Genomic DNA, 14,698 nt, shown 5'->3' with positions numbered 1-14,698 from the left:
GATGGAATGACTGTGGGCGCGGCCGGCTAGGCGCGGCCGGCTAGGCGCGGCCGGCCAGGCGCGGCCGGCCAGGCGCCGGGCTGGGCGCGCGCCCTTGAGGCTCAGCTCGAGGCGGGAACCGGCTCGACGCGGCGCGGCGCATAGGTTTCCCAGCCGCTGCAGCCCGGACACTGCCAGTAAAAGAGGCGCGCCCGGAAGCCGCAGTTCTGGCAGGTGTAGCGAGGCAGGTTCTTGGTGCGCTGCTGGAGCAGCTTGCGCATCAGTTCGAGTTCGCTGCGGCGCGGCTCTTCGGCCGTTGCCTGCTGCGCTTCGAGAAGGCGCGCCATGCCGGCGAGGTTCGGCGACTTCTGCATCTGCGTACGGGCGAGCGCATGCGCCGCATCGGCGCCGCGCAGTGCGGCGACATACTTGTAGGCAACGTCGAGCAGATCGTTCGTCGGATACGCGTCGACCCACGTCGTGAGCAATTGCGCGCCCTCTTCGGCGCGGCCGAGCGTCTCGTAGGCTTTCATGACCTTTTCGGCGACGAGCGGCAGATAAGCGGGATTTTGCGCCTCGACTTCGCGCCAGTGGTCGAGCGCCGTCTCGCAAGCGCCGCTGGCCGCGTCGACGTCGCCCGCGAGGATCGTCGCGCGCACGTTCTGCACGTTGGCCTTCAGCGCGAGCGCCAGTTGACGGCGCGCTTCGTCGGGCTTTTTCTGCTGGAGCGCTTCCTGCGCGAGTTCGCAGTGGAACTGTGCGATCTCGAGGTCGAGCGAGGCCGCGCCCATCGTTTCGAGATGGCGTGCGGTGTCGATGCAGCGGTTCCAGTCCTTCTCGATCTCGTAGATCGCGAGCAGTGCGCGCTGTGCGCCGAGCGCGAAGTCGCCCGACTTGAGCTTGCCGAAGGTCTCCTCGGCGCGGTCGAGCATACCGGCCTTCAGGAAGTCCTGGCCGAGTTCATAGAGCGCGTGGTCGCGCTCGTTCACGGGCAGGTCGGAGCGCGAGAGCAAATTCTGATGCACGCGAATCGCGCGGTCGGTCTCGCCGCGGCGGCGAAACAGATTGCCGAGCGCGAAGTGAAGCTCGACGGTTTCGGGGTCGAGCTTGGCGACCTCGATGAACGCGTCGATGGCCTTGTCCGGCTGCTCGTTGAGCAGAAAATTCAGGCCGCGAAAATACGAGCGCGGCAGATTGGCGCTTTCGGAAAGCAGTGCCTTCAGGTCGTAGCGCGACGCCATCCAGCCGAGCGCGAAAGCCACGGGAATGACGAGTAGCCACCAAAAATCGAGATCCATGCGAGCGATGGTATGAGCGAAAAATCAGCCGCACGCGTTCAGGCGCGCGGCACGGCAATACAAATCAGATGAGCGGCGGCAGCGGCGGCTCGACGCTCGGCGTCGGGGTTTCACGCGCCACCCGCAAGTCGCGCTTGAGGCGGCCGTTTTCCATGCGCAGCCGGAACACGCCGGGCAGCGCGGACAGCAGCCCCGCCAGCAGCCCGACGACAAAAAACGCGAGGCCGATCAGGATCAGCGGGGCCTGCCACGAATATCCGGCCAGAAAGTTCAGCGTCGCGGTTTGCGTGTTGGCGAGCGCGAGTACGAGCAGCAGTACGAACACCAGCACACGGATCACCCAGGCGATCAATCTCATTGAAGGATTCTCTTGGCAGTTGAGAAAGGCGCCGGCGTGGCGGACATGCTGCGCTGCAGCACAAGCCGCGCCGAAGTGTCCCGTATTGTAATTGAACGGCTCGCGGGCCGACACGTGTCAGCGAGCGCAGCGCCGGATCAAACCGGGGCGCCCGCGCAAGCGGCGTCCAAAAAGGCGCAGACGAAAAAAAAGCGCCGGGGTTGTTCACCCCAGCGCTTTTTACCGGTCCATGCATTCTGGCCATCTGGCATTGACCGCCGACGACCGCAATCGCCTGATCGCAAACGATCCAGCGCTTACAGGTCGTCGTCCGGCTCGTCCGCCTTCAGCGGCTCGCCCGAATTACGGTCCACGCGCTCGCGCAGTTCCTTGCCCGGCTTGAAGTGCGGTACGAACTTCTCAGGCACCAGCACCTTTTCACCCGACTTGGGATTGCGACCGACGCGCGACGGCCGACGATTCAGGCCGAAGCTGCCAAAGCCACGAATTTCGATGCGATGGCCCTTGGCAAGCGCCTCGGACATCGCATCGAGCATCGTCTTGACCGCGAAATCCGCGTCCTTGAGAACAAGTTGCGGAAATCGCGTAGCCAGCTGCGCGACCAATTCAGATTTGGTCATACTTCAGCTTGCCCCCGTTTGAGGCTTACTGGTTCTGGCCGTCGAGCTTGGCCTTCAGCAGCGCGCCGAGGTTGGTCGTGCCGGTGGCAGCCTGACCCGAATCAGCCGACATGCTGCGCAGGGTTTCCTGCGTTTCAGCCGAGTCCTTCGCCTTGATCGAAAGGTTGATGCCACGCGACTTGCGATCGATGTTGATGATCATCGCGTTGACCTTGTCGCCTTCCTTCAGCACGTTGCGAGCATCTTCGACGCGGTCTTGGGCGATTTCCGAAGCACGCAGGTAGCCTTCGACATCGGCGTTCAGCGTCACGACTGCGCCCTTGGCGTCAACCGACTTCACCACGCCGTCGACGATCGAACCCTTGTCGTTGACAGCAACGAAGTTGCTGAACGGGTCGCCTTCGAGCTGCTTGATGCCGAGCGAAATGCGTTCCTTCTCGACGTCGATGCCCAGAACCACGGCTTCGACTTCGTCGCCCTTCTTGTACTTGCGAACGGCTTCTTCGCCGGTTTCGCTCCACGACAGGTCGGAGAGGTGAACCAGACCGTCGATGCCGCCAGGCAGGCCGATGAACACGCCGAAGTCGGTGATCGACTTGATTGCGCCTTGCAGCTTGTCGCCCTTCTTGAAGTTGCGGCTGAAGTCATCCCACGGATTCGGCTTGCACTGCTTCATGCCGAGCGAGATGCGGCGGCGGTCTTCGTCGATCTCGAGGACCATGACTTCGACTTCGTCGCCCAGCTGGACAACCTTCGACGGAGCAACGTTCTTGTTGGTCCAGTCCATTTCCGAGACGTGAACCAGGCCTTCGATGCCCGATTCGACTTCGACGAACGCGCCGTAGTCGGTGATGTTCGTGACCTTGCCGAACAGGCGCGTGCCCGACGGGTAACGGCGCGAGATGCCTTCCCACGGATCGTCGCCCAGTTGCTTGATACCGAGCGAAACGCGGTTCTTTTCCTGGTCGAACTTGAGGATCTTCGCGGTGACTTCCTGGCCAACCGAGAGAACTTCGCTCGGGTGACGCACGCGACGCCATGCGATGTCGGTGATGTGCAGCAGGCCGTCGATGCCGCCGAGGTCCACGAACGCGCCGTAGTCGGTGATGTTCTTGACCACGCCGTTGACGATCGCGCCTTCCTTGAGCGTTTCGAGCAGCTTTGCGCGCTCTTCGCCTTGCGTGGCTTCGATCACTGCGCGGCGCGACAGCACGACGTTGTTACGCTTGCGGTCGAGCTTGATGACGCGGAATTCGAGGGTCTTGCCTTCGTACGGCGTCGTGTCCTTGACCGGACGCGTGTCGACGAGCGAACCCGGCAGGAACGCGCGGATGCCGTTGACCATCACGGTCATGCCGCCCTTGACCTTGCCCGTGATCGTGCCGGTCACGAGTTCGTTGTTGTCGAGAGCCTTTTCCAGCGACAGCCACGAAGCGAGACGCTTCGCCTTGTCGCGCGACAGGATGGTGTCGCCGTAGCCGTTTTCCAGCGCGTCGATCGCGACGGAAACGAAATCACCCGCCTGCACTTCCACTTCACCCGCGTCGTTCAGGAATTCTTCGAGCGGAATATAGGCTTCGGACTTGAGACCAGCATTGACGACCACGAAGTTGTGGTCGACGCGCACGACTTCGGCGGAAATCACTTCGCCGGCGCGCATGTCCTGGCGGGTCAGCGACTCTTCGAACAGAGCCGCGAAAGATTCGGTATTCGGGGTGGAGGTTTGCAGGTCGGACATAAAAATCTGGATTTGCATGGTTTTCGCTACCTCGGCCAGTCGGTCTTGACTACCGGGCGTTGAGGCCGGAACACGATGCTCGCGGCGCAGATGCAAAAGCCATACGGGGTTAAAGGGTTTAACACACGCCCTGTTGCTTTCCAGGGCACCTACTGGCACTGCTTACTGCTTTCTTGACTGCGCTTTGCCCCGTTCGCGGATTACCGGACGGGCCGCAGCTGGCTAAACTCCTGATACCACTGCACCACCTGTTCGACCGCCTGGTCGACGGAGAGCGCCGAGGTATCGAGTAGCTGCGCATCCGCTGCAGGCTTGAGCGGCGCGGCCGCGCGGTTACTGTCGCGCGCGTCGCGTTCGCGCAAATCCCGAAGCAAGTCATCCATATTAGCAGAAAAACCTTTTTGGATCAATTGCTTATGCCGGCGGGCCGCACGGGCCTCCACGCTGGCCGTCAAAAACACCTTGAGGACGGCGTCGGGGAAGATCACCGTGCCCATGTCGCGGCCGTCCGCGACGAGCCCGGGAAGCTTGCGAAACGCCCGCTGGCGCGCCACGAGCGCGGTGCGCACGGCCGGATGCGCGGCGATCGTCGAGGCGCGGTTGCCCACTTCCTCGGCACGGATTTCGTTCGAAACGTCGACGCCGTCGAGCTGCGCAAGCCCCTCGCGGAACGTGATATGGAGATCGTCGATCAGCTTCGCAAGGCTCTCGGCGTCGTCGGCCGCAATCGCATAGCGCACGCTCGCGAGCGCCGCCAGCCGGTACAGCGCGCCGCTGTCGAGCAGGTGAAAACCGAGTTGCGCGGCGACTAGCGCGGCCACCGTGCCCTTGCCGGAAGCGGTCGGGCCGTCGATCGTGATGACGGGCGTCGGATAAAAGGGGCGGGTCGATTTCATGCGGCAAAGGGACTCGGCTTCATTTGAATCAAGGTTGCGCGAGCGCCAGGAAGCGCTCGAAGTAATCGGGGAACGTCTTGCCGACGCACTTCGGGTCGTTGATGCGCACCGGCACGCCGCCGAGGCTCACGAGCGAGAAGCACATCGCCATGCGGTGATCGTCGTAGGTGTCGATCGCGGCGTTCGGCGTGAGTTTCTCGGGCGGGCGCACGATCAGATAATCGGGGCCCTCTTCCACGTTCGCGCCGACCTTGCGCAGTTCCGTGGCCATCGCGGCGATGCGGTCGGTTTCCTTCACCCGCCAGCTCGCGATGTTGCGCAGCGTAGTCGCGCCGTCGGCGAAGAGCGCCGCCACGGCGATCGTCATCGCTGCGTCGGGAATCAGGTTGAAGTCCATATCGATGGGGTCGAGCTTGCCGTGATCGTTGCCGATCCCGCGAACCTCAATCCAGTCGTCGGCGACCGTGACGTTCGCGCCCATGCGCATGAGCGCCGCTGCGAACGCAACGTCGCCCTGGATGCTCGAGCGTCCCACGCCTTCCACGCGCAGCGGGCCGCCGCCGATCGCGCCCGCGGCGAGGAAGTACGACGCGCTCGACGCATCGCCTTCGACCATGATCTTGCCCGGCGACTGGTAACGCACGCCCGCCGGGATCTCGAAACGATGCCAGCCGTGGCGCTCGACCTTCACGCCGAAGCGCTCCATCAGCTTGATCGTGATTTCGATGTAGGGCTTGGAGATCAGCTCGCCGTCCACCTCGACGATCGTCACGCCGTCCTTCGCGCGCACGAGTGGCAGCGTCATCAGAAGCGCGGTGAGGAACTGGCTCGACACGTCGCCGCGCACGCGGATGGGCGCCTCGACCGAAATCGGCGCCGGGCGGATGCGCAGCGGCGGAAAGCCTTCGTTTTCTTCGTAATCGATCTTCGCGCCGATCTGGCGCAGGCCGTCCACGAGATCGCCGATAGGCCGCTCGTGCATGCGCGGCACGCCGTGAATACGGTAGTCGCCGCCGTTCACCGCGAGCGCGGCCGTGAGCGGACGCACCGCCGTGCCTGCGTTGCCGAGAAAGAGATCCGCGCGTACCGCCTGGAACGCGCCGCGCGTGCCCTGCACGACGCAGGTGTCGTCCTCGCGCTTCACCTTCACGCCGAGCTTTTCCAGCGCGTCGAGCATCACGCGCGTGTCGTCGGAGTCGAGCAGGTTCGTGATGGTCGTTTCGCCCTCGGCCAGCGCCGCGAGCAGCAGCACGCGGTTCGAGATGCTTTTCGAGCCGGGCAGACGGATCGTGCCGGACGCACGGGTGAACGGTCCGAGATCGAGGTGTTCCATGAGCGTGTCCTGAGAATGCCTGGTGTTAGCTGGAGTTGCCTGGGGTTGCGGCGCTCGCGCCGTCGGGCTGAGTCCTGCTTGCTTATTTGCCTGGTGTCATATCGACGGACGCTGCCGCGCCCTTGCCGCCGCGCTCCTGCCACGCCTCGCGCGCCGCGCGCGAACGCGCGAACACGGTTTCGAGCGCTGCGCCGTCGCCGGCGTCGATGGCCGCGCGCAGGCGGGCCAGCACTTCAGTGTAGCCGTCGAGTTCGGCGAGAAGCGCGGCGCGGTTCGCGAGGCACACGTCGCGCCACATTTCGGGGCTCGACGCCGCAATGCGCGTGAAGTCGCGGAAGCCGCCCGCTGCGAACGAGAATTTCAGCTGAGCGTCGGGCGAAGCGAGAATCTGGTCGACGAGCGCAAACGACAACACATGCGGCAGATGACTCACCGAAGCGAACACGCGATCGTGCTGCGCGGCCGGCATCTCGCCGATCACGGCGCCCGTGGCGCGCCACATCGCGGCGATGCGCTCGACCGATGCCGGCGCGTTTTCCGCGAGCGGGCACAGCACGACGTTGCGGCCCACGTAGAGATCGGGCAACGCGGCGTCGACGCCGCTCGATTCGCGCCCGGCGATGGGATGCCCCGGCACGAACTGGGCGATGCGCGCGCCGAGCGCGGCACGGGCCGCGGCGATCACGTCGCTCTTGGTGCTGCCGGCGTCGGTGACGATGGTTGCTTGCCCCACGTGCGGCGCGATGCGCTCGAGCAGCGCCTGGGTTTGCGCGACGGGAGCGGCGATCAGCACAATGTCGGCGCCGTCGAGCGCGGCGGCGAGCGCCGCTTCGTCGTCGAGCGTCGCGGCGGTGTCGATCACGCCCAGTTCGAGCGCGCGCGATACCGACTTTGCACTGCGGCCCACACCGATCACCTGCGCGCCTTCGCCGCCGTGCGAGCCTCGCTCGCGCAACGCGCGCGCGAGCGACCCGCCGATCAGGCCCACGCCGAAAATCACCAGTTTGTTAAACGAAAACGTACTCACGACGTCACCGAAAAAAGTAAGGGTTGCGCGCTCACGGCGCGCCAAGCGCTCGCTCGAGGGCCGCGACGAATGTCCCGTTCTCCTCGGGCAAGCCGATCGTCACACGCAGCCATTGCGGCAGGCCATAGTTGCCCACCGGACGCACGATCACGGCTTGCTTGAGCAGCGCGAGATTCACGCGCTCGCCAGCGCCGTCGTCCGCTGCCTCCTTCGCCACGCGCACCAGCACGAAATTGCCGTCCGACGGCACGTATTCGAGGCCGAGGCGCTCGAACGCCGCGGTGAGCGTGCGATAGCCTTCGGCGTTGAGCGCCGCGCTGCGCTCGAGGAACGGCGCGTCGCCGAGCGCGGCAATCGCAGCGGCCTGCGCAAGCGTGTTGACGTTGAACGGCTGGCGCAGACGGTTGAGCAGATCGGTCAGTTCCGGCTGCGCAATCGCGAAACCGATGCGCAGGCCGGCCAGTCCGTAAGCCTTCGAGAACGTACGCGAAACGAGCAGGTTCGGATAGCGGCGCACCCACGCGATCGAGTCATAGCGCTTCCCGGCCGCGAGGTATTCCGTGTACGCCTCGTCGAGCACGACCGCGACATGCGCGGGCACCTTCGCGATGAACGCCTCGAGCTGCGCGCCGTCGACGAACGTGCCGGTCGGGTTGTTCGGGTTCGCCACGAACACGAGACGCGTGTCTTCGTCGATCGCCGCGAGCATCGCGTCGAGATCGTGGCCGTAGCGCACGGCCGGCGTCACGATATGGCGCGCGCCGAGGCCCTGGGTCGCGAGTGCGTAGACGGCGAACGAGTACTGCGAATAGACGATCGACTGCCCGCGCTCGACGAACGCATGCGCGGCCATTTCGAGAATGTCGTTGCTGCCGTTGCCGAGCGTGATCCACTCGGGCGGCACGTCGTAGCACGCGGCCAGCGCGGCCTTCAGCTCGAACGCGTTCGAATCGGGATAGCGGCCCAGTTCGCTCGCGGCCTGCACGATCGCGCGCTGCGCCGATTCGGGCATACCGAGCGGATTCTCGTTCGACGCGAGCTTCACGATGCGCGCTTCGTCGAGCCCGAACTCGCGGGCGACTTCGGAAATCGGTTTGCCGGCGATGTAAGGCGCGATGGCGCGCACATACGAGGGGCCGAATTGCGTGGTCATGCGTCTCTCCAGGGCTCAAGGCGCCGTGCGTACAACGGTCTCATCCAGACGGATCGGAAAAGGCGCGCCGCGCGGCATCCTCATGCCGCGGGCGATTGGCGGCGGGCCGCCCGCGCCTTCCGCCCGTTAGCGCGCGCGCGGATACGAGCCGAGGATCTTCAGATACGCGGCTTTCTTGCTGAGTTCGTCGAGCGCGGCGGCCACGGCGGGTTCGTCGCGATGACCTTCGAAGTCGATGTAGAAGTAGTACTCCCACGTGCTGCCAAGGCGCGCGGGCCGCGACTCGAAACGCGTCATCGACACGCTGTGGCGCGCGAGCGGCTCGAGCAGCTTGTACACGGCGCCCGGCTCGTTCTTCACCGACACGATCATCGAGGTCTGGTCGCGACCCGTCGCGCCCGCCGGCTGCTTGCCGATCATGACGAAGCGCGTGCGGTTGTGCGGGTCGTCCTGGATCAGCGCGTTCACGATCAGGAGACCGTAATGCGTGGCGGCGCGGTCGCCCGCAATCGCGGCGACCGTCGGGTCGGCGGCGGCGAGGCGCGCGGCTTCCGCGTTGCTCGACACGCTCTGACGCTCGAGCTGCGGCGCGTTCGCCGTCAGCCAGTGCTGGCACTGGGCAAGCGCCTGCGGGTGCGCGCACACACGCGTAACGCCTTGCACGTTGCCGCTTCGCGTCATCAAATTGTGTTGAATCGGCAACGCGATTTCGCCACCAATGACGAGCTGCGTTTCGAGGAACAGGTCGAGGGTGCGCGAAACGGCGCCCTCTGTCGAGTTCTCAACCGGCACGACGCCGAACTCGGCGGCGCCCGCTTCGACCGAGCGGAACACCTCGTCGATCGACGGGCACGGCAGGCCTTCGATCGACTGACCGAAGTACTGGTACATCGCCTGTTCGCTATAGGTGCCGACCGGGCCGAGGAACGCCGCCACAATCGTCTTTTCGAGCGAGCGGCTCGCGGCCATGATCTCGCGCCAGATCGCGCTGATGTGATCGTTGCCGAGTGGGCCGTCGCTCATGTTCTGCAGGCGCTCGATCACCTGTTGCTCGCGCTCCGGGCGAAACACCGGCGCGTTGAAATGCTTCTTGACCTCGCCGACTTCGAGCGCGACCGAGGCGCGCTGGTTCAGGAGCGCGATGAGTTGCGCGTCGATCGCATCGATGCGTTCGCGCAGCGGCTTGAGTTGGGAGTTGAGTTCGTCGTCCATGCGTGAAACCGGCAATCTGAAAGGATGCGCGCGGCGCCGCCTCGCCCGGTGAGCGAGGAGCGCTTACGCGTGCTTCGCCTCGAATTCCTTCATGTACTCGATCAGCGCCTTCACTGCTTCGAGTGGCACCGCGTTGTAAATCGATGCCCGCATGCCGCCGACGGACTTGTGGCCCTTCAGCTGCAACAGCCCGCGCTCTTTGGCGCCGGCGAGGAAATCTGCGTTACGTGTTTCGTCGGCGAGGAAGAACGGCACGTTCATCCGCGAGCGCGCGCGGCGCTCCACCTTGTTGATATAGAAGCGGCTCGCGTCGATCGTGTCGTAGAGCAGCTTCGCTTTTTCCACATTGCGCGCCTCGATGACTTCCAGACCGCCCTGGCGCTTCAGCCACTTGAACACGAGCCCGGCAATATAGATCGCGTAGGTGGGCGGCGTGTTGAACATCGAGTTGTTCGCGGCCACGGTCTTCCACTCGAACGCCGATGGGCAGATCGGCATCGAGCGGTCGAGCAGATCCTCGCGCACGATCACGACCGTCACGCCCGCCATGCCGATGTTCTTCTGCGCGCCGCCGTAGAGCACGCCGTACTTGGCGATGTCCACCGGGCGCGACAGGATGTGCGACGAGGCGTCGGCCACGAGCGGAATGTCGCCGAGATCGGGAATTTCGAAGGTCTCGACGCCGTCGATCGTCTCGTTCGTGCACAGGTGCACGTAGGCGGGGTCGTCGGAGAGCTGCCATTCGCTTTTCGGCGGCGAATGCGTGAAGCCAGCCTCGGTGCGGCCCGTCGCGGCGATATGCGCTGCGCCGTACTTGAGCGCTTCCTTTTGCGACTTCTGCGACCACGAGCCGGTGACGACGAAGTCGGCGCGCGGCTTCGAACCGAACAGGTTGAGCGGCACGATCGCGTTTTCGCCGATGCCGCCGCCTTGCAGGAACAGAATCTGGTGACTTGCGGGCACCTGCATCAGCTCGCGCAGATCGAGCAGCGCCTCGGCGTGGATCTGCATGAATTCCGGGCCGCGATGGCTCATTTCCATCACGCCCATGCCGCTGCCGTGCCAGTCGAGCATTTCCTCGGCGGCCTGACGCAGAACCTCTTCTGGCAACGCTGCCGGTCCGGCTGAGAAGTTGTAGACGCGCATCGTAAAAGGGATCCCCGAGGCAGGCGCTGTGGCAAACGCCGGAAAACACGCCAGAAAAAGAAAATGGCCGCTTGCGCTCATCGCGCAAACGGCCATTATCGCATTGTCGCCGGGAACCCGCCACGCACAGCGTGGCGCTGGGCTACCCGGTCTATGCGGCCGATCCGGCCCCGCTGCCCTTACATCGTGGCTGCGGAGCAGGCGGCTTACTTGCTCATCTTCACCGAAGCGACTTCCTTGTCGGCCTGGTCACGCGTCGCCTTGATCGACTGCGGCATGTACTTCTGCATCAGGCTGTTCACGACGTCGCGGCCAACCTGATCTTGCACCTGAATGAACTTGCGGCCCGTCGGGCTGCGGTAGAACGTGGTCAGGTCCTTGATTTCCTGCGTGCTGTAGTACTTGGCATAGGCGTCGTACTGGGCTTGCATGGCGTCGGTCTTGAACGAGTCGGTCGCGAAGACCTGGCCCGCCGAGTCAACCAGCTTCGGCACGGCGTTCTTCTGCAGCGACGGCACGGCAGCCTGCTTTTGCTTGTCCGTCATCGTCTTGTTTTCCGAGAGCGCGTCCGACAGGATCGCCGGGACGAGCTGCTTGGCTTGCATCTGGGCGCTGTTGCCGATTGCGCCGACGAGCTTCTGTGCATCGATTGCGTCGAGCAGGTCCTTGATCGCGGCTTGCTTGGCCGGATCGACGGGTGCTGCAGCCGCTGCCGGTGCCTGGGCGGGCGCCTGGTTCTGGAGCGCCTGAGCCATGGCAAACGTCGGCACGAGAGCGGCCAGCAACATCACCTGCTTGAATCGTTTTTGCATCATTACTCCCTTTGAGAAATTAATCGATTTGCGCTGCCGCGCAGACTGCGGGGCGCCGCATTGCGTTCTGCGCCCGCTCACCGGTCCGCCCGGCACACCATTCATTTCGCTGACACTAACAAGGTTCGCTGAAACCCAACTTAAAGCCCGCGTAAGCGCATCGATTGAACACGCTTCTGCGGGCCCCGGACAACGCATCACTCTTCGCCTTCGCCCGGTTCGCCCTCACCTTCGGCGTCCACTTCTGCGTCCGCTTCGGCGACCTGCTGCAGTCCGGAAAGCTTCGTACCTTCGTCAAGGCTGATGAGTGTAACACCTTGCGTTGCACGGCCCATTTCGCGAATTTCCGACACGCGGGTGCGAATCAAGACGCCCGTTGTGGTGATCAACATGATCTGTGCTTCGGAGTCGACGAGTGTGGCCGCAACCACCTTGCCGTTGCGCTCCGAGGTCTGGATTGCGATCATGCCCTTCGTGCCGCGGCCGTGGCGCGTGTACTCCGTGATCGGGGTGCGCTTGCCATAGCCGTTCTCGGTCGCGGTGAGCACCGACTGCTGCTCGTCGCCCGCCACGAGGAGCGCGATGACCTGCTGATTGTCTTCGAGCTGCATGCCGCGCACGCCGCGCGCTTCGCGGCCCATCGGGCGCACGTCGTTCTCGTCGAAGCGCACTGCCTTGCCGGCGTCGGAGAACAGCATCACGTCGTGTTCGCCGTCGGTGATCGCAGCGCCGATCAGGTAGTCGCCGTCGTCGAGGCCGACCGCAATAATACCCTTGCGCAACGGGCGGCTAAAGGCTTCGAGCGGCGTCTTCTTTACCGTGCCCAGCGCCGTGGCCATGAAAACGAACTTGTCAGCCGAGAACTCCTTGACCGGCAGCACGACCGTGATCTTCTCGCCGTCCTGCAGCGGGAACATGTTGACGATCGGACGGCCGCGCGAGTTGCGCGAACCCTGCGGCACTTCATATACCTTCACCCAATACACGCGACCGCGATTCGAGAAGCACAGGATGTGATCGTGCGTGTTGGCGATGAAGAGCGTGTCGATCCAGTCGTCGTCCTTCATCGAGGTCGCCTGCTTGCCGCGACCTCCGCGCTTCTGGGCGCGATATTCCGACAACGGCTGCGATTTCACATAGCCGGCGTGCGACATGGTCACGACCATGTCCTGCGGCGTGATCAGGTCTTCGGTGTTGAGCTCCGTGGCGTTCATCTCGATCTTCGAGCGGCGGGCGTCGCCGAATTCGCTTTTGATCGAGGTGAGTTCGTCGGAGATCATGACAGTTACGCGTTCGGGGCGCGCAAGGATGTCGAGCAGGTCGGCGATCTGCGCCATCACTTCGCGGTACTCGCCGATGATCTTGTCCTGCTCCAGGCCGGTCAGGCGCTGGAGGCGCATTTGCAGGATTTCCTGCGCCTGCGTGTCGGACAGACGGTAGAGCCCGTCGGACTGCATACCATATTGCGGGTTCAGCCCTTCCGGACGGTAGGCTTCGCGCCCGCCCGCCGCGGCATTGTCCTGCTCCGCGCGCGTGAGCATCTCGCGCACGAGCGACGAATCCCACGAGCGGTTCATCAACTCCTGCTTCGCGATGGGCGGGGTCGGCGCGGCCTTGATGAGCTCGATGAAATCGTCGATGTTCGCGAGCGCAACGGCGAGACCTTCTAGCACGTGGCCGCGTTCGCGCGCCTTACGCAGTTCGTACACCGTGCGGCGCGTGAGCACTTCGCGGCGGTGCGAGAGGAAATGCTCGAGCATTTCCTTCAGGTTCAGCAGCTTCGGCTGGTTGTCCACCAGCGCGACCATGTTCATGCCGAACGTGTCCTGCAGCTGCGTCGCCTTGTACAGATTGTTGAGGATGACCTCGGGCACTTCGCCGCGCTTGAGCTCGATCACGACACGCATGCCGCTCTTGTCGGATTCGTCGCGAATATCGGAGATGCCTTCGAGCTTCTTCTCGTTGACGAGCTCGGCGATGCGTTCGAGCAACGAACGCTTGTTCACCTGATACGGCAGCTCGTCGACGATGATCGCCATGCGCTGGCCTCGATCGATTTCCTCGAAGTGCGTGGCCGCGCGCATCACGACGCGGCCGCGGCCGGTGCGATAGCCGTCGCGCACGCCGGCGACGCCATAAATAATGCCGGCGGTCGGGAAATCGGGCGCGGGAATGATCTCGATCAGCTCGTCGATCGTTGCCTGCGGGGTCTTCAGCAGATGCTGGCAAGCGTCGACGACTTCATTGAGATTGTGCGGCGGAATGTTCGTGGCCATGCCGACCGCGATACCCGACGAACCGTTGATGAGGAGGTTCGGAATGCGCGCGGGCAGGATCTGTGGCTCGCTCTCGCTGCCGTCGTAGTTCGGCCCGAAATCGACGGTTTCCTTGTCGATGTCGGCCAGCAGCTCGTGGCCGATCTTCGCCATGCGGATTTCGGTGTATCGCATGGCGGCGGCGTTGTCGCCGTCGATGGAGCCGAAGTTACCCTGGCCGTCTACCAGCATGTAGCGCAGGGAGAAGTTCTGCGCCATCCGCACGATCGTGTCGTAGACAGCCGTGTCGCCGTGAGGGTGGTATTTACCGATGACGTCGCCGACGATACGCGCCGACTTCTTGTAAGCGCGGTTCCAGTCGTTATTCAGCTCGTGCATTGCGTATAGCACGCGCCGGTGGACAGGCTTCAGGCCGTCACGAACATCCGGAAGTGCTCGCCCGACGATTACGCTCATCGCGTAATCGAGATACGAGCGGCGCATTTCCTCCTCGAGGGAGATTGGCAGAGTCTCTTTGGCGAATTGATCCATTATCGATGTCTTATTTGGGCACGCGGTGTGCTAGCGGCTCGCCCCAACTGGAAGAGCGGAGGTCGCCGCAGTCACCGCGGGACGCCCAGCTGTCGCATGGACGCCGCGGACGCAGCGCATCACGCGATTCTACCATGCACGACATCCTCGCCCGCGGCGTGCGTATACCTATTAGAGGGATGAAGCCGAAGGGCTTAAAAGCGCCTTGAGCGTGGCGCAAACGCCGCAGTGCGAACCGGAATCAGATGCATCGCCACCGATTTGGATGACAATGTGTGACGCTTGCGCTACCCAGGCGCAATACCAGGTAAAATCAAGG

12 protein-coding genes are annotated in these 14,698 nt (G+C 64.0%); all 12 read right to left on the bottom strand.

What is annotated here, in order from left to right:
* Positions 1–101: 101 nt before the first annotated feature.
* Entirely contained in the window at positions 102–1,277 is a 1,176-nt protein-coding gene (lapB, locus tag M3I53_RS11895) for a lipopolysaccharide assembly protein LapB (protein WP_254316122.1), read from the bottom strand.
* A 64-nt stretch (positions 1,278–1,341) separates the two neighbouring features.
* Positions 1,342–1,635 (bottom strand): lipopolysaccharide assembly protein LapA domain-containing protein, encoded by a 294-nt coding sequence (locus M3I53_RS11890; protein ID WP_028208175.1) that lies wholly within the window; start codon positions 1,633–1,635, stop codon positions 1,342–1,344.
* A gap of 296 nt (positions 1,636–1,931) precedes the next feature.
* Complete coding sequence (locus M3I53_RS11885; protein WP_027817382.1) at positions 1,932–2,255, bottom strand: integration host factor subunit beta; 324 nt, start codon at positions 2,253–2,255, stop codon at positions 1,932–1,934.
* A gap of 25 nt (positions 2,256–2,280) precedes the next feature.
* On the bottom strand, positions 2,281–4,011 hold the full coding sequence (rpsA, locus tag M3I53_RS11880; protein ID WP_254316121.1) for a 30S ribosomal protein S1: 1,731 nt from the start codon (positions 4,009–4,011) through the stop codon (positions 2,281–2,283).
* Between the two features lie 182 nt (positions 4,012–4,193).
* Positions 4,194–4,889: a (d)CMP kinase gene (gene cmk, locus M3I53_RS11875; protein ID WP_254316120.1), complete on the bottom strand. Its 696-nt coding sequence runs from the start codon at positions 4,887–4,889 to the stop codon at positions 4,194–4,196.
* Positions 4,890–4,917: 28 nt separating this feature from the next.
* Positions 4,918–6,222, bottom strand: coding sequence for a 3-phosphoshikimate 1-carboxyvinyltransferase (gene aroA / locus M3I53_RS11870; protein ID WP_254316119.1), 1,305 nt, complete (start codon positions 6,220–6,222; stop codon positions 4,918–4,920).
* 82 nt (positions 6,223–6,304) lie between these two features.
* Positions 6,305–7,294, bottom strand: coding sequence for a prephenate dehydrogenase/arogenate dehydrogenase family protein (locus M3I53_RS11865; RefSeq protein ID WP_302057650.1), 990 nt, complete (start codon positions 7,292–7,294; stop codon positions 6,305–6,307).
* The gene (gene hisC / locus M3I53_RS11860; protein WP_254316117.1) at positions 7,281–8,402 is read right to left on the bottom strand and encodes a histidinol-phosphate transaminase; all 1,122 of its coding nucleotides are present in this window, start codon (positions 8,400–8,402) and stop codon (positions 7,281–7,283) included. Before hisC ends, M3I53_RS11865 begins: the two co-directional genes overlap by 14 nt.
* A 126-nt stretch (positions 8,403–8,528) precedes the next feature.
* Complete coding sequence (gene pheA / locus M3I53_RS11855) at positions 8,529–9,614, bottom strand: prephenate dehydratase (RefSeq protein WP_254316116.1); 1,086 nt, start codon at positions 9,612–9,614, stop codon at positions 8,529–8,531.
* Positions 9,615–9,677: 63 nt separating this feature from the next.
* On the bottom strand, positions 9,678–10,760 hold the full coding sequence (serC, locus tag M3I53_RS11850) for a 3-phosphoserine/phosphohydroxythreonine transaminase (protein WP_254316115.1): 1,083 nt from the start codon (positions 10,758–10,760) through the stop codon (positions 9,678–9,680).
* Positions 10,761–10,966: 206 nt separating this feature from the next.
* The gene (locus M3I53_RS11845; RefSeq protein ID WP_254316212.1) at positions 10,967–11,572 is read right to left on the bottom strand and encodes a DUF2059 domain-containing protein; all 606 of its coding nucleotides are present in this window, start codon (positions 11,570–11,572) and stop codon (positions 10,967–10,969) included.
* Between the two features lie 197 nt (positions 11,573–11,769).
* Positions 11,770–14,379, bottom strand: coding sequence for a DNA gyrase subunit A (gene gyrA / locus M3I53_RS11840; RefSeq protein ID WP_254316114.1), 2,610 nt, complete (start codon positions 14,377–14,379; stop codon positions 11,770–11,772).
* Between the last annotated feature and the right edge of the window lie 319 nt (positions 14,380–14,698).

Source organism: Paraburkholderia sp. CNPSo 3272 (assembly GCF_024206495.1).
In the GTDB taxonomy this organism is placed as follows: domain Bacteria; phylum Pseudomonadota; class Gammaproteobacteria; order Burkholderiales; family Burkholderiaceae; genus Paraburkholderia.
Note: the sequence above shows the minus strand (reverse complement) of the source record. Positions and strands in the feature narration are given on the sequence as shown.

Bases quoted from the DNA above. Each gene is read 5' to 3' on its own strand.
- M3I53_RS11845 (WP_254316212.1), bottom strand. From the start codon at position 11,572: ATGCAAAAACGATTCAAGCAGGTGATGTTGCTGGCCGCTCTCGTGCCG.
- hisC (WP_254316117.1), bottom strand. From the start codon at position 8,402: ATGACCACGCAATTCGGCCCCTCGTATGTGCGCGCCATCGCGCCTTAC.
- pheA (WP_254316116.1), bottom strand. From the start codon at position 9,614: ATGGACGACGAACTCAACTCCCAACTCAAGCCGCTGCGCGAACGCATC.
- aroA (WP_254316119.1), bottom strand. From the start codon at position 6,222: ATGGAACACCTCGATCTCGGACCGTTCACCCGTGCGTCCGGCACGATC.
- serC (WP_254316115.1), bottom strand. From the start codon at position 10,760: ATGCGCGTCTACAACTTCTCAGCCGGACCGGCAGCGTTGCCAGAAGAG.
- M3I53_RS11890 (WP_028208175.1), bottom strand. From the start codon at position 1,635: ATGAGATTGATCGCCTGGGTGATCCGTGTGCTGGTGTTCGTACTGCTG.
- cmk (WP_254316120.1), bottom strand. From the start codon at position 4,889: ATGAAATCGACCCGCCCCTTTTATCCGACGCCCGTCATCACGATCGAC.
- lapB (WP_254316122.1), bottom strand. From the start codon at position 1,277: ATGGATCTCGATTTTTGGTGGCTACTCGTCATTCCCGTGGCTTTCGCG.
- M3I53_RS11885 (WP_027817382.1), bottom strand. From the start codon at position 2,255: ATGACCAAATCTGAATTGGTCGCGCAGCTGGCTACGCGATTTCCGCAA.
- rpsA (WP_254316121.1), bottom strand. From the start codon at position 4,011: ATGCAAATCCAGATTTTTATGTCCGACCTGCAAACCTCCACCCCGAAT.
- gyrA (WP_254316114.1), bottom strand. From the start codon at position 14,379: ATGGATCAATTCGCCAAAGAGACTCTGCCAATCTCCCTCGAGGAGGAA.